Annotated in this window: 11 protein-coding genes; 9 read left to right on the top strand and 2 right to left on the bottom strand. The window is 72.1% G+C overall.

The features are described 5' to 3' along the window. The first annotated feature begins 1 nt into the window (after position 1). From aroA to H6A23_RS09455, 6 genes are all read left to right on the top strand, one after another. The gene (aroA, locus tag H6A23_RS09430) at positions 2–1,321 is read left to right on the top strand and encodes a 3-phosphoshikimate 1-carboxyvinyltransferase (RefSeq protein ID WP_204831932.1); all 1,320 of its coding nucleotides are present in this window, start codon (positions 2–4) and stop codon (positions 1,319–1,321) included. After that, a complete protein-coding gene (aroC, locus tag H6A23_RS09435; RefSeq protein WP_204831933.1) occupies positions 1,321–2,436 on the top strand; it encodes a chorismate synthase in 1,116 nt (371 codons plus the stop codon). The genes aroA and aroC overlap by 1 nt, the downstream gene beginning before the upstream one ends. Positions 2,437–2,499: 63 nt before the next feature. After that, positions 2,500–3,651 carry a bifunctional chorismate mutase/prephenate dehydratase gene (locus H6A23_RS09440; RefSeq protein ID WP_204831934.1) on the top strand — a complete coding sequence of 384 codons (1,152 nt, stop codon included), beginning with the start codon at positions 2,500–2,502 and terminating at the stop codon, positions 3,649–3,651. After that, a complete protein-coding gene (locus H6A23_RS09445) occupies positions 3,651–4,940 on the top strand; it encodes a shikimate kinase (RefSeq protein WP_204831935.1) in 1,290 nt (429 codons plus the stop codon). The genes H6A23_RS09440 and H6A23_RS09445 overlap by 1 nt, the downstream gene beginning before the upstream one ends. A 277-nt stretch (positions 4,941–5,217) precedes the next feature. Next, positions 5,218–6,177: a type II 3-dehydroquinate dehydratase gene (gene aroQ / locus H6A23_RS09450; protein WP_353653052.1), complete on the top strand. Its 960-nt coding sequence runs from the start codon at positions 5,218–5,220 to the stop codon at positions 6,175–6,177. 93 nt (positions 6,178–6,270) lie between these two features. Next, the gene (locus tag H6A23_RS09455) at positions 6,271–6,666 is read left to right on the top strand and encodes a hypothetical protein (protein ID WP_204831937.1); all 396 of its coding nucleotides are present in this window, start codon (positions 6,271–6,273) and stop codon (positions 6,664–6,666) included. A gap of 13 nt (positions 6,667–6,679) precedes the next feature. Here H6A23_RS09455 and H6A23_RS09460 read toward each other — a convergent pair whose 3' ends face one another. Continuing rightward, positions 6,680–7,279, bottom strand: coding sequence for a 5-formyltetrahydrofolate cyclo-ligase (locus H6A23_RS09460; protein WP_204831938.1), 600 nt, complete (start codon positions 7,277–7,279; stop codon positions 6,680–6,682). Between the two features lie 148 nt (positions 7,280–7,427). On the opposite strand from H6A23_RS09460, the gene trpS reads away from it, so the two are divergent. Then, the gene (gene trpS, locus H6A23_RS09465) at positions 7,428–8,477 is read left to right on the top strand and encodes a tryptophan--tRNA ligase (protein ID WP_204831939.1); all 1,050 of its coding nucleotides are present in this window, start codon (positions 7,428–7,430) and stop codon (positions 8,475–8,477) included. Between the two features lie 554 nt (positions 8,478–9,031). Here trpS and argF read toward each other — a convergent pair. Continuing rightward, positions 9,032–10,030, bottom strand: coding sequence for an ornithine carbamoyltransferase (gene argF, locus H6A23_RS09470; RefSeq protein WP_204831940.1), 999 nt, complete (start codon positions 10,028–10,030; stop codon positions 9,032–9,034). A gap of 201 nt (positions 10,031–10,231) precedes the next feature. Here argF and ppk1 point away from each other — a divergent pair, with 201 nt between their 5' ends. Continuing rightward, on the top strand, positions 10,232–12,736 hold the full coding sequence (ppk1, locus tag H6A23_RS09475; protein ID WP_204831941.1) for a polyphosphate kinase 1: 2,505 nt from the start codon (positions 10,232–10,234) through the stop codon (positions 12,734–12,736). 29 nt (positions 12,737–12,765) lie between these two features. Beyond that, positions 12,766–14,058, top strand: coding sequence for a 23S rRNA (uracil(1939)-C(5))-methyltransferase RlmD (rlmD, locus tag H6A23_RS09480; protein ID WP_204831944.1), 1,293 nt, complete (start codon positions 12,766–12,768; stop codon positions 14,056–14,058). Positions 14,059–14,121 lie beyond the last annotated feature (63 nt).

The following is a 14,121-nucleotide window of genomic DNA, read 5'->3' on the forward strand; positions in this document are numbered from 1 at the left end:
CGTGGACGTGACCGTCGGGCCCGGGCCCCTCTCCGGCGAGCTCGCCGCCCCCTCCTCCAAGTCCGAGGCGCACCGCCTGCTCGTCTGCTCGGCCTTCGCGCCGGGCGTGACCGACATCGCCTGCGCCACCTCCTCCCAGGACATCGACGCCACCGCCTCGTGCCTCGAGGCCCTCGGCGCCCGCATCGCGCGCACGCGCGCGGGCTTCCGCGTCCGGCCCGTCCCGGGCACCTCGGCGACGGACAACCTCCCCGAGGCCCGCCGCGGCGCCCTGCTCGACTGCGGGGAGTCCGGCTCCACGCTGCGCTTCCTCCTGCCCGTCGTGGCCGCGCTCGGCTGCGACGCGCGCCTCACCGGGCACGGCCGGCTCCCCGAGCGGCCGCTCTCCCCGCTCTACGAGGAGCTCGTCGCCCACGGCGCGCGCCTCTCCCCGCAGGGGGCCTTCCCCCTCTCCGTGGGCGGCAGGCTCGAGGCGGGGCGCTTCTCCCTGCCGGGCGACGTCTCGTCGCAGTTCGTGACCGGCCTGCTCCTCGCCGCGCCGCTCCTGCGCGCGCCCGTGGAGGTCGTCGTGGGTGAGCCCGTCGAGTCGAGGCCCTACATCGACATCACCGTCTCTGCCCTCAGAGCCTTTGGCGTCGAGGTCTCCGAGGGCCGCGCGCGGACGCCGGGCGGCCGGCAGGCGCGCTCCTACGTCGTCTGCGCCCCGGGCGGCTACGCCACCCCCGGTTCCGTGCGCGTGGGCGGCGACTGGTCCAACGCCGCGTTCTGGCTCGCGGCGGGCGCCATCGGCGAGGGGGGCGTCGCCGTGCGCGGGCTCGACCTGGCGAGCGCCCAGGGCGACCGCCAGGTCCTCGCCGCGCTCGCCCTGCTCGGCGCGCGGGTGCTCCGCCGCGCGGACGGGGCGGCGTGCGAGCGCGACCTCCTGCGCGGCCGCGAGCTCGACGTGAGCAGCTGCCCCGACCTCGTGCCGCCGCTCGCCGCGGTGGCCGCCGTGGCCGAGGGCACCACGCGGATACGCGGCGCGGCGCGCCTGCGCATCAAGGAGTCCGACCGCCTCGAGACCGTCTCGGCCGCGATCCGCGCGGTCGGCGGCCGCGCCGAGACCACCCCCGACGGCCTCGTCATCGAGGGGGCGCCCGAGCTCGCCGGCGGCACCGTCGACGCAGCGAACGACCACCGCATCGCCATGATGGCCGCCGTCCTCGCCTCGCGCTGCTCCGGCCCCGTGACCATCCTCGGGGCGGAGTGCGTGGCCAAGTCCTATCCCGCCTTCTTCGAGGACCTTGCGGCCCTCGGCGGCATCGTCAGAAAGGAGCGGTGATGCCCTCCTCGTTTGGCACCGCGCTCAGGGTCACCGTGTTCGGCCAGTCCCACTCCCCCGCCGTGGGGTGCGTCGTGGAGGGGCTGCCGGCGGGCATGCCCGTGGACGCCGAGGCGCTCGCCGCGTTCGTGGCGCGCCGCGCGCCCGGCAACGACCCCTGGGGGACGCCCCGCAAGGAGCCCGACGCCCCCCGCATCGTCTCCGGCCTCAACCCGGACGGCAGGACCTGCGGCGCGCCGCTCGCCGCCGTCATCGAGAACACCAACACGCGCTCGCGCGACTACAACAACCTCCTCGCCGTGCCGCGCCCCGGCCACGCCGACTTCACGGCCTGGGCCAAGTGGCACGGCGAGCAGGACGTGCCGGGCGGCGGCCACTTCTCGGGCCGCCTCACCGGGCCGCTCTGCGTGGCGGGCGGGCTCGCCCTCCAGTGGCTGGCCACCCGGGGCGTGGACGTGCGCGCCCACGTGGCCGAGCTCGCGGGCATCGCCGACGAGCCCTTCTCGGCGCTCGACAACTCCCCCGCCTCGCTCGACCTGCTCGCCCGGCAGATGGCGGCCGTCGCCGACGGCCGGCGCATGCCGACCATAGACGGGGCCGCCGGCGAGCGCATGGTCGAGGCCGTCACCGCCGCCCGCGCGCGCAAGGACACCCTCGGCGGCGTCGTGGAGTGCGTCGCCACGGGGCTTCCCGCCGGCGCCGGCTCTCCGATGTTCGACGGCGTGGAGAACGTCATGGCGCGCGCCCTCTTCGGCATCCCCGCAGTGAAGGGCGTCGAGTTCGGGCGCGGCTTCGGCGCGGCCCGGCTCACCGGCACGCAGAACAACGACCCCTACGAGGTGCGCGACGGCGCCTGCGTGCCCGCGACCAACAACGCGGGCGGCATCCTCGGCGGCATCACCACGGGCGCGCCCGTGCTCGTGCGCTGCGCCTTCAAGCCCATCTCGAGCGTCATGGTGGAGCAGAACTCGGTGGACCTCACCACGATGGAGCCCGCCCGCCTCAAGGTGCACGGCCGCCACGACACCACGGCCGTCATCCGCGCCGTCCCGGTGGTCGAGGCGGTCTGCGCCCTCGCGCTCGCCGACGTCCTGCTCGCCTGGCCCGCCGAGTGACGCACCCCGAGAGACACGCCGCCCGAGGGGCGCTCCCCCGGCGGGCACGAAGAAAGGACGCACATGCCCGAGCTCTCTGACCTACGACGTGAAATCGACCGCATCGACGGGGAGATCTTCCGGCTCTTCTCGGAGCGCGCCGGCGTGTCCGAGGAGGTCGCCGCCTACAAGCGCGAGCACGGCATGCGCGTCTTCGACCCCGCGCGCGAGCGCGCCAAGGTGGCCGACGCCGCCGAGCGCGCGCCCAAGGACCTCGCCACCTACGCGCAGGTGCTCATGGAGCTCCTCATGGAGGCCTCCCGCGCCCGCCAGCACGCGCTGCTCGCCGACTCCGCCGACGACGGCACCCTCGCGCTCGTGGAGCGGGCGCGCGCCGCGACGCCGGAGCTCTTCCCCCGCTCCGCGCGCGTCTCGTGCCAGGGCGTCGAGGGGGCCTACTCCCAGATAGCCGCCGAGCGCATCTTCCGCCGCCCCGCGATCGCCTACGCCGCCACGTTCGACGGGGTCTTCCGCGCCGTCGAGCAGGGCGCCGCGGACTACGGCGTCATCCCCGTGGAGAACTCCACGGCGGGCACCGTGAACCAGGTCTTCGACCTCATGATGGAGCACTCCTTCTACGTGGTGCGCACCACGCGCGTGAAGGTCGACCACAACCTCCTCGCGCTGCCCGGCGCGAGCCTCTCCGGCATCCGGGAGATCTTGAGCCACGAGCAGGCCATCAACCAGTGCGCCGAGTTCCTCTCGGGCCTGCCGGACGTGCGCGTGCGCGTGTGCGAGAACACGGCCGCCGCGGCCAAGGGGGTCGCCGAGTCCGGCCGGCTCGACGTGGCGGCGCTCTCGTCGCTGCCCTGCGCGGACCTCTACGGGCTCGACGTGCTCTCCGCCGACGTCCAGGACCGCGACAACAACTACACGCGCTTCGCGTGCATCTCCAAGGACCTCGAGGTCTACCCCGGCGCGGACCGGACCTCGCTCATGATCGTGCTGCCGCACGAGCCGGGCGCCCTCTACAAGCTGCTCGCCAAGTTCTACGCGCTCGACATCAACCTCCTCAAGCTCGAGAGCCGCCCCATCCCCGAGCGCGACTTCGAGTTCATGTTCTACTTCGACGTCGAGTGCCCCGTCGCGGCGCCCGAGTTCTCGTCGCTCCTCGCCACGCTCTCCCCGCTCTGCCAGGAGTTCCGCTATCTCGGAAGCTACGCGGAGGTGGTCTAGTGCCCGGCGAGAAGAACCTCGGGGGGGCGCCCTTCGGGCTGCTCGGCCGCACGCTCGGCCACAGCTGGTCGCGCGAGATCCACGCGCGGCTGGGCTCCGCGCCCTACGCGCTCCTCGAGCTCGAGCCCGAGGAGGTCGCGCCCTTCGTCCGCGAGGGCGCCTGGCGCGGCCTCAACGTGACCATCCCCTACAAGCGCGAGGCGGCCCTCCTCGCCGACGTGCGCTCGGCCGCCGTCGAGCGCATCGGCACCGCCAACACCCTCGTGCGCGCCGACGACGGGCGCATCGTCGCGGAGAACACGGACGTGCTCGGCTTCGCGTGGATGCTCGAGCGCTTCTGCCGCGAGCGCCTCGGCGCCTCGGCGCACGACGCCCTCGCGGGCGAGAAGGCCCTCGTCCTCGGCAGCGGCGGCGCGAGCCAGGCCGTCGTCGACGCGCTCGCGCACACCGTCGGCGCCCGGCCCGTCGTCATCTCGCGTACGGGGGAGGAGACCTACGCCACGCTCGTCGAGCGCCACGCGGACGCCGTCCTTCTCGTCAACGCCACGCCCGTGGGGATGTTCCCGCGCTGCCCCGCCTCCCCCCTCCCCGAGGCGGACCTCGCCGCGCTCGCGGGGCTCAGGGGCGTGCTCGACGTGGTCTACAACCCGGAGCGCACCGGGCTCTGCCTCGCGGCGGAGCGACTCGGCCTGCCGTGCGAGTCGGGCCTCGCCATGCTCGTCGCCCAGGCGCTCTACGCGAGCGAGCTCTTCCAGGGGCGCGCGCTGGACGACGCGCTCGCCCTCGAGGTAGAGCGCGAGCTCCGCTCCCAGACGCGCAACGTCGTGCTCATCGGCATGCCGGGCGCCGGCAAGACGAGCTGCGGCCGCGCGCTCGCCCGCGCGCTCGACCGGCCCTTCGTCGACATGGACGAGGTCGTGGCCACCGAGCGCGGCCGGGGCGCGGCCCAGATCATCCGCGAGGACGGCGAGGCGGCCTTCCGCGCCCTGGAGACCGAGGCCACCGGCCGCTACGGCGCGCGCTCGGGGCTCGTCATCGCCTGCGGCGGGGGCGTCGTCACGCGCCCGGAGAACTACGACCTGCTGCGCCAGAACGGCACGATCGTCCTTCTCGACCGCCCGCTCGACCAGCTCGGCACCGAGGGCCGCCCCGTGTCCCAGGCGCGCGGGGTCGAGGCGCTCGCCGCCGAGCGCATGCCGCGCTACCGCGCGTGGGCGGACCTCGTCGTGGCGTGCACGGGCACGCCCCAGGGGGACGCCGCGCGCATCCGGGAGCTGCTGGGGCTCTGAGGCTCCCGGGCATGCCCCCACGCACGCCTTCGCCCCCGTGGCGAGAAGAACCGTGCGCGGGGGCATGCTCGCCCACTCGCCCCGCGCGTCCCGCTGCGCCGACTTGTGACGTTTTGCCGGAGGCTTGACCGCCCGCCGCGCCGCTCGGCGGGATGGGGGTGCGCGACGTGGCGTCACACGTATACTAGCCACTCGAAATGACAGAAGACGCAGTCGTATGACGGTGAGTGGAGACGGGGCTCTGACTCGCGATTCGACGACGGGAAAGGATCGCGGAGTGGACAGGCACCAGATCGCAGAAGAGGTCCTCGCGGCTGTGGGCGGGGGCGGCAACGTCACGGCCAACGACATCTGCATGACGCGTCTCAGACTCGTGACCGAGGACCCCACGCTCGTCGACACCGACAAGCTCTCCGCCGCCCGCGGCGTGCTCGGCTTCGTGCGGAGCGGCGACAATGGCATCGAGGTCGTCTTTGGGCCCGGCAAGGCCGAGGCCGTCCACGACGAGATCGCCCGCATCACCGGCGTCGACACGAGCGACGTCGAACCGGAGCCCGCGTCGACGCCGCAGAGGAGCTCGATACGGGTCCACATCACCCCGAGGCGCCTCTGCCCCGAGCCTGCGGTCCCCGAGGCCGCCAAGGCGGAGGGCGACGGGCCGTCCGCGGTGGACGAGCTCGTCAGCCTGCTGAGCGAGATCGAGCCTGCGGACGCCGAGCTTGACACCGCGACGATCGACGAGCCCCTCGACGAGCCCGACTCGCCGGAGGAGGACGACGAGGCGCCCGGCCCGCGGCGGGCGCGCGTGCTCGTGATCAACGGCCCCAACATCAACATGCTCGGCATCCGCGAGCCCGACATCTATGGACACGACACCTACCAGGAGCTCCTCAGGATCTGCCAGGCAGCCGCGCGAGACGCCGGCTTCGACGACTGCACCTGCTTCCAGTCCAACCACGAGGGCGACCTCATCGATGCCATCCAGGACGCCTACGGCAGCTACGACGGCATCGTCATCAACCCGGGCGCCTACACCCACACCTCGATCGCCATCCTCGACGCGGCCAAGGCGGTGGGGCTGCCCATGGTCGAGGTGCACATCTCCAAGCTCGACGAGCGCGAGGACTTCCGCCAGGTCTCCTACATCCGCGCCGCCTGCTTCGAGACCATCACCGGGCTCGGGCTGGACGGCTACCGCAAGGCGCTGCACGACCTCGCCGAGCACCTCGGCCTCTAGGCCCGATAAAGCTTGACAAAGGTGTCAGGGTCGTTTGTCATGAAATCGTTCATGACAAACGACCCTGACACCTTTGTCAAGAAGGAGCCCGTCATGCGCAGGAAGCCAGGCCTCGTTCTTCTCGCCATCTATCTCTGCGCGTGGGCCGCGTCGGTCGCGGCCATCTGGACGGCCGACTCCGTCGAGCTCATGGGCGCCATCATCCTCTGGCTCTACCTCGTCATGCCCGCCGTGACCCTGGGCACGTCGGTCGCCGCCGCGCTGCTCGGCGCCTACGGGAGGGCGGCGTGGCTCATGGCGCCCGCCTGCGGCGCGGGCCTCATGCTCGTCCCCTACCTCACGACGTCGCTCGCCAACACGCTGGCCACCGGAAACCTCCACGCACCCGACCTCGGCACCTTCGCCGTCGGGACGGCGATCTCGCTCGTGGGGCTCCTTGCGGGGCGCGCGATCGGGCGCCTGAGGCGGCGTGCCGGCGGGGACGACTGACGGCCGCGGGAGGCTAGCGGGGGCGGCAGCTCCAGACGGAGCCCTCCGTGGCGATGAAGTCCACCGGCACGTCGTGCCCGTCCGTCGGGAGCGGGTTGGAGGAGAGCATCGTCGTGCGCGCGAGGCCGATCTTGTCGCCGGGATAGAACGCGAGGAAGCGGTCGTAGTAGCCGCCGCCGTAGCCCACGCGGTAGCCGGCGCCGTCGAAGACGAGGCCCGGGACGAGGCAGACCGAGCCGACCATCTCGGGGACACGCACCACGGGCGCGTCAGCCGCCGGCTCGAGGATGCGCATCGTGCGCGGGACGAGCTCGTCGAGCGATGCGATCTTTCGGAAGTCCATCGAGCGCGCCTCGAGGTCGACGCGCGGCACGGCCACACGGACGCCCTCCGCGAGCAGGGACGCGATGATCTCGCGCGTGTCCACCTCGGCCCCGCGCGATACGTAGGCGAGCACGAGGGGGGCCTCCGAGAAGAGCGGGAACGCCGCGAGGGCGCTTCTGATGGAGGCGTCGCTCTCGAGCCGCGTGCGCGCCGGGATGGCGCGCCGGGCCATGAGGTAGTTGCTCCTGAGCGAGCTCTTGTCGGCATCCGTCCCGTATGAGCTCGCCATGGCCTCTCCCCTCTCGCTGAGCAATGCGTTCATTCTAGCAGCGAATCCGTGGCACGCCGGCGCGCGGCGGGCAAATCGGCCCGTTTTGCCGTACCATAGGAGGCCGTGTGAACGCGGACGCGCCACGGCGCGACGAAGGGGGAAGACCATGCCCAACGAGGGAAGCTACGAGGCGGCAAAGCGCAGGAGCGACGAGGTCCACGCCGACCTTCTCGTCCACCCCGAGAACTACACCATGCTCACGGGCGACCGCCCGACGGGCCGGCTCCACCTGGGCCACTACTTCGGCACGCTCGTCGACCGCGTGCGCCTGCAGGGCATGGGCGTGCGCACCAACATCATCATCGCGGACTACCAGGTCATCACCGACCGCGACACCACCGAGCACATCAAGGACAACGTCTACAACATGGTCATCGACTACCTGGCCTGCGGGATCGACCCGGCCAAGACGATGATCTTCACGCACTCCGCCGTGCCCGAGCTCAACCAGCTCATGCTCCCCTTCCTCTCCCTCGTGACCGAGGCCGAGATGGAGCGCAACCCCACGGTCAAGGCCGAGCAGGAGGCCTCCGGCCACGCGCTCACGGGGCTTCTCCTCACCTACCCCGTCCACCAGGCCTGCGACATCCTCTTCTGCAAGGGCAACATCGTGCCCGTGGGCCGCGACCAGCTGCCCCACATCGAGATCACCTCAAAGATCGCCCGCCGCTTCAACGAGCGCTACGGCCAGGTCTTCCCGGACGTGACGGGGCTTCTCACCTCGACGCCGCTGCTCCCCGGCCTCGACGGCCGCAAGATGAGCAAGTCCTACGGCAACGCGATCTCCATCTCCATGACGGCCGAGGAGACGGCCAGGCTCATCAAGAAGTCCAAGAGCGACTCCGAGCGCATGATCACCTTCGACCCCGAGAACCGCCCCGAGATCTCGGGACTTCTCACCACGGCCGGCATCTGCACCGGCCGCGACCCGAAGGAGATCGCCGAGGAGATCGGCATGGGCGGCGCGGGCCAGCTCAAGCGCGTGGTCACGGAGGCCGTGAACGGCTACTTCGCGCCCATCCGCGAGCGTCGCGAGAAGATCGCCCAGGACATGGGCTACGTGGCCGACGTCCTGCACGAGGGCAACCGCCGCGCCCGCGAGATCGCCGCCGCGACCCTCGACGAGGTCCGCGAGGCGATGGGCATGGTCTACTAGGCACATCCCCCGCTCGCGCGCAACGCGCCGGCCCAGGCACCTGACGTCACGTCTTGACCGTCGGTCAGCTTGGCCGGCGGTCTTTCGTTTGGGACGTGGGTTAGGGAATGGCGCTCGTTGCGGGTTTTGGCGGGCGCGGCGTTAGGGATTGGAAGTCGTTGCGCGCCCGCGGGCGCATGCGACGCGAGGGCCGCGGGCCGGAGGCGGCAATGTGCCGGGGGTGGCCGCCCATTCCGCGCGACGACCCTGCTTTTCTGCGCGATCGCGGCCACGCCGGCCGCAACGGCCGCCACTTCTCAACGGTGCCGCGCGCAAGCCATGCAACGACCCGGATTCCCTAACGCATTCCGGCACCCCGGCCGCAACGGCGGCGATTCCCTAACGCAAACCGGCACGTCACCCGCAACAACCCCCCAAAAGCCCAGGCGGACCGTCGTCGCGCGCCGCGACGGGCGCCCGATGCGCCGCGGGCCCGCCCGCGCAGAGGCGGACGGGCCCGCGAGGGCGCGTTCTTCTCGCCAGCCGCCCCGGGGCCGCGTGCGGAGCGGACCCCGCTATCGCAGCGTCGCCAGCATCACGGCCTTGATGGAGTGCAGGCGGTTCTCCGCCTCATCGAAGACGCGACTGCGCGCCCCCTCGAAGACCTCGTCGGTCACCTCGAGCTCCGCGAGGCCGAACTTCTGGTAGACCTCCTCGCCGATCGTGGTCTTGCGGTCGTGGAAGCTCGGCAGGCAGTGCATGAAGATCGCGTCCGGCGCGGCCTTAGCCATGAGCTCGGCCGTCACCTGGTACGGCGAGAGCAGGCGGATGCGCTCTCCCCAGAGCTCGGCCGGCTCCCCCATGGAGACCCAGATGTCCGTGTAGATGACGCTCGCACCGCGCGCGCCCTCGTCGACGTCGGGCGTGAGGGTGATCGTGGAGCCGGTCTCCGCCGCGATCCCGCGGCACGTCTCGACGAGCTCCGCCGCGGGCATCTGCTCGGCGGGGCCGCACGCGCAGAAGTCGATCCCCAGCTTGGCGCATACGACCATGAGCGAGTTGCCCACGTTGTTGCCGGCGTCGCCCATGAAGGTCACCTTGCGGCCGCGCATGCCGTCGCGGCCGAACTCCTCCTCCATCGTGAGGACGTCGGCGAGCATCTGCGTGGGGTGGAACTCGGTGGTGAGGCCGTTCCACACGGGGACGCCGGCGTAGGCGGCAAGCTCCTCGACGCGCTCCTGACCGAAGCCGCGGTACTCGATGCCGTCGAACATGCGGCCGAGGACGCGCGCGGTGTCGGCGATGGACTCCTTCTTGCCGATCTGGCTCGCGGAGGGGTCCAGGTAGACGGCGTGCATGCCGAGGTCGGCCGCACCCACCTCGAAAGCGCAGCGGGTGCGCGTGGAGGTCTTCTCAAAGACGAGGGCGACGTTTCTCCCCTCGAGGTAGCGGTGCGGCTCCCCCGCGCGCTTCTTGGCCTTGAGCTCGGCCGAGAGGTCGAGCAGGGAGCGGATCTCTTCGGGGGTGAAGTCGAGGAGCTTGAGGAAGCTCCGCCCAGAGAGGCTCACGGACATGTTCTTCTCCTTCCGGGCGCGGCCCGTCGCGGGGTGTGCTGAGAAGTGCATTGTATGCCCTGCCGCGCGACGGCGCCCGCCGCGCGCCGGGCGCTTTGCACAACCTTAACGCGCGCGGGGGCGGCGGCGCCCCGCGCAAGCGGTACTATGGAGGATAACCGTGAGGTAGGCTCACACCACAACGCTGTCGAAAGGTTCGCGATGAGCAAGGACAAGACCAGGGACGCCGCGGAGCAGGACGTCAAGAAGGGCGCCAAGACGGCCCACCGCGAGAAGGACCTCGAGAAGGCCGCCGAGAAGTACGCGGGCAAGGACAAGGACGGCAGGCGCGACTTCTCCTACACCCAGAACCGCGAGATCAGCTGGCTGCGCTTCGACGACCGCATCCTCGACGAGGCCTACGACCCCGACGTCCCCATCTTCGAGCGCCTCAAGTTCTGCGAGATCGTCGAGTCCAACCTCGACGAGTGGTTCATGATCCGCGTGGGCGGCCTCTCCGACCTCGCCTCGCTCAAGAACCAGCCGCGCGACAACAAGTCGAACCAGACGCCCGCCGAGCAGCTCGACGGCATCTTCGAGGCCCTGCCCGCCCTCGTCGAGCGCCACGAGCGCGGCCTCGCCGAGGTCGAGTCGCTCCTCGCGGAGAAGGGCCTCGTGCGCGTCTCCCCCGCCGAGTACACCGAGGAGGACCGCGCCGCGGTGCGCCGCCACTTCGAGCGCCGCCTCGCGCCGATCATCTCCCCGCTCATCGTGGACCCGCGCCACCCCTTCCCCAACCTGAGGAACGGCCGCCTCTTCGTGGCCTGCTCGCTCGACGGCGCCGACGAGACGGGGCTGCTCGGCATCATCGAGGTCCCGCGCACCGAGGCGCGCGTCGTGGCGCTGCCCTCCTCGCCCAAGGCCTGGCGCTACACCCTGCTCGAGGACGTGCTCGAGACCTCGCTCGACCAGTGCTTCGGCGACTACGTGCCCAAGCGCTCGGCCGTGCTGCGCGTCACGCGCAACGCCGACATCGACCCCGACGGCGAGGGCGTCGAGGAGGAGGAGGACTACCGCCAGCACATGAAGAAGGTCCTCAAGCTCCGCCAGCGCCTCCAGCCGGTGCGCCTGGAGATCCGCGGCAAGCTCGGCAAGAAGCTCGAGGACCTCGTCGCGGGCGAGCTCTCGCTCGAGCCGCGCCGGATCTTCCACCTCGAGCGGCCCATCGACCTCGGCTACGTCTACGGCCTCGAGTCCCACATCCCCGACCACGTGCACACCGCCTGCGTCTACCGGCCCTTCGAGCCGCAGATCTCCCCGATGGTGGACCTCTCGCGCCCGATGCGCGGGCAGGTGGAGGACCACGACGTCCTGCTCACCTACCCCTACGAGTCCATGACGCCGCTCCTGCGCCTCGTGCGCGAGGCCTCCGCCGACGACGCCTGCATCTCCATCAAGATCACGCTCTACCGCGTGGCCAAGTCCAGCCACCTCTGCGAGAGCCTTATCAGCGCCGCCGAGGCCGGCAAGGACGTGACCGTCCTCATGGAGCTGCGCGCCCGCTTCGACGAGGCCAACAACATCGCCTGGGCGGAGCGCCTCGAGGACGCCGGCTGCACGGTCATCTACGGCTCCGAGGGCTTCAAGTGCCACTCCAAGATCTGCCAGATCACCTACCACGACCGCGACGGCATACGCCGCATCACGTGCCTCGGCACCGGCAACTTCAACGAGAAGACCGCGACCCTCTACTCCGACTTCATGCTGCTCACGGCCGACGAGGGGATCGGCGCGGACGGCAACACCTTCTTCCGCAACCTCTCGCTCGGCAACCTCCGCGGCACGTACCGCCAGCTCGGCGTGGCGCCCGTGGGGCTCAAGCCGCTCGTCATGCGCGGGCTTGACCGCGAGATCGCCCGCGCCCGAGAGGGGGCGCCGGCGCGCGTCTTCCTCAAGATGAACTCGCTCACGGACCGCGACGTCATCGACAAGATCTCCGAGGCCTGCGAGGCGGGCGTCAAGGTCGTCATGATCGTGCGCGGCATCTGCTGCATCAAGGCGGGCGTCCCCGGCAAGACCGACGGCCTCGTGGTGCGCCAAATTGCCGGGCGCTTCCTCGAGCACGCGCGCATCTACGCCTTCGGCGAGTACGCCGACACGATCTACCTCTCGAGCGCGGACATGATGACGAGAAACACCGAGCGGCGCGTGGAGATCGCCTACCCCGTGCGCGACCCGGCGTGCTCGGAAATCGTCCGCCACTTCATCGAGCTCCAGCTCTCCGACAACGTCAAGGCGCGCCAGCTCACGGCCGAGGGCACCTGGGAGCGCGTCGAGTGCGGCCCGGACGAGCCGCGCATCATCTGCCAGGAGGTCCTGCTGAGGGAGGCCTACGAGCGCGCACGCGCCGCCGTCGAGGCGCGCGCCGCGGCGGCGAAGGCCGAGCGCTTCGAGCCGGAGCCCGAGGCGGCCCCCGCCCTCACGCCCGTCGAGGAGCCTGCGCCCGCGCCCGCCGAGGCCGCAGACGAGCCGGCGGAGGAGCCGCGCCGGGAGGAGGCGGAGCACGCGCCCGCGCCGCGCCCCGAGCCCCCGCGGCCCGCGGCGGAGCAGCCCCGGCCCGCGCCGCGTCCCGCGCCTGCGCCCGAGCGCCGCAGGGGGCGCGTCGGCCGCGCGCTCTCGCTCTTTGGCCAGGCCTTCGGCACCCTTTTCGGCGGGGGTGACGAGTGAGCGAGGAGCTCGAGCTCGTCTGCGAGCGCATGACCTATGGCCCGGACGCCGTCGCCCACGACGGTGACGGCAGGGCCGTCTTCGTCACCGGCGGCGTCGCGGGGGACCGCGTCCGCGCCGTCGTGGACCACGAGGAGGGCCGCTGGGCCCACGCCCGCGCGGTCGAGGTCCTCGAGGCCTCCCCTGACCGCGTCACGCCCCCCTGCCCCTACGTCGGCGCCTGCGGGGGCTGCCCGTGGGCGGCGCTCTCGCGCGAGGCGCAGGTCGCGGCCAAGCGCGCGTGCGTCGTCGACGCGCTCTCCCGCGTGGGCCGCATGGGCGACGAGCGGGCCCAGGCCCTCGTCGCCCCGCTCGAGACCCCGGGCGAGCCCTGGGGGTATCGCAACAAGGTCGAGCTCGCCGTCTCCCGCGAGCGCGGGCGCGTGGCGCTCGGCATGCACGCGGCCGGCGGCGCGGGCGTCGTGCGCGTCAAGAGCTGCCCGCTGCTCGACAAGGCCCACGCCGGCGCCGTGAAGTCCGTCGCCGGCGCGCTCTCCTACCTCTCCAACAGCCACGGGCTCGACCTCGAGCGCGTGGGGATCCGCGTCTCGCGCCGCACGCGCGACGTGGAGGTCGCGCTCTGGGACCACCCCGGCGCCTTCCCGCGCGCCCAGGCGGCCAAGGTGCTCGAGGACGCGCTGCGCCCCACCTCCGTCGTGCGCGTCATGCAGAAGGGACCGGCCAAGGCCCGCCGCATCGCGGGCGTGGAGTGCCTCTCCGGCGCGGGCTCCTGGGGGGAGCTCGTGGGCGAGGAGCGCATGCGCGTCTCGGCCCCCTCGTTCTTCCAGGTGAACACGCGCGGCGCCGAGCGGCTCGTGGCGCTCGTCATGGAGGCGCTCGACCCGCGCCCGGACGAGGAGGCCATGGACCTCTACTGCGGCGCCGGCACCTTCACACTGCCGCTCGCCCGGCGCGCCGGCTTCGTCTCCGCCGTGGAGTCCTACGGGCCGGCAGTCCGCGACCTGCGCCGCAACCTCGAGACCGCCGGGCTCGACAACGTCGACCCCATCGGGGGCGACGCGGGCCGCGAGTTCCCGGACACCGACGCCGACGTCATCGTCGTGGACCCGCCGCGCGCGGGACTCGCCGCCGACGTGGTGCGCCGGCTCTCCGAGCAGCCCGCGCGCGCCATCGCCTACGTGAGCTGCGACCCGGCGACCCTCGCGCGCGACCTCGCGCGCTTCGGCGAGGCCGGGGTCTTCTCGCCCGCGCGCGTGACGCCGGTGGACCTCTTCCCGCAGACCTATCACGTCGAGACGGTGACGCTGCTCGAGCGCGCATGAACCCCGGCCGTCCCCTCCCGCACCCTGCCCGAAACCCCCGGCGATTGGGTGGCACCCTTGATG

The organism is Olsenella uli (genome assembly GCF_016900775.1).
GTDB classification, from domain to species: domain Bacteria; phylum Actinomycetota; class Coriobacteriia; order Coriobacteriales; family Atopobiaceae; genus Thermophilibacter; species Thermophilibacter uli_A.

Excerpts from the sequence above, each read along its gene's own strand:
- aroC (WP_204831933.1), top strand. The coding sequence starts at position 1,321 with ATGCCCTCCTCGTTTGGCACCGCGCTCAGGGTCACCGTGTTCGGCCAG.
- H6A23_RS09440 (WP_204831934.1), top strand. The coding sequence starts at position 2,500 with ATGCCCGAGCTCTCTGACCTACGACGTGAAATCGACCGCATCGACGGG.
- H6A23_RS09455 (WP_204831937.1), top strand. The coding sequence starts at position 6,271 with ATGCGCAGGAAGCCAGGCCTCGTTCTTCTCGCCATCTATCTCTGCGCG.
- H6A23_RS09460 (WP_204831938.1), bottom strand. The coding sequence starts at position 7,279 with ATGGCGAGCTCATACGGGACGGATGCCGACAAGAGCTCGCTCAGGAGC.
- trpS (WP_204831939.1), top strand. The coding sequence starts at position 7,428 with ATGCCCAACGAGGGAAGCTACGAGGCGGCAAAGCGCAGGAGCGACGAG.
- argF (WP_204831940.1), bottom strand. The coding sequence starts at position 10,030 with ATGTCCGTGAGCCTCTCTGGGCGGAGCTTCCTCAAGCTCCTCGACTTC.
- ppk1 (WP_204831941.1), top strand. The coding sequence starts at position 10,232 with ATGAGCAAGGACAAGACCAGGGACGCCGCGGAGCAGGACGTCAAGAAG.
- rlmD (WP_204831944.1), top strand. The coding sequence starts at position 12,766 with ATGACCTATGGCCCGGACGCCGTCGCCCACGACGGTGACGGCAGGGCC.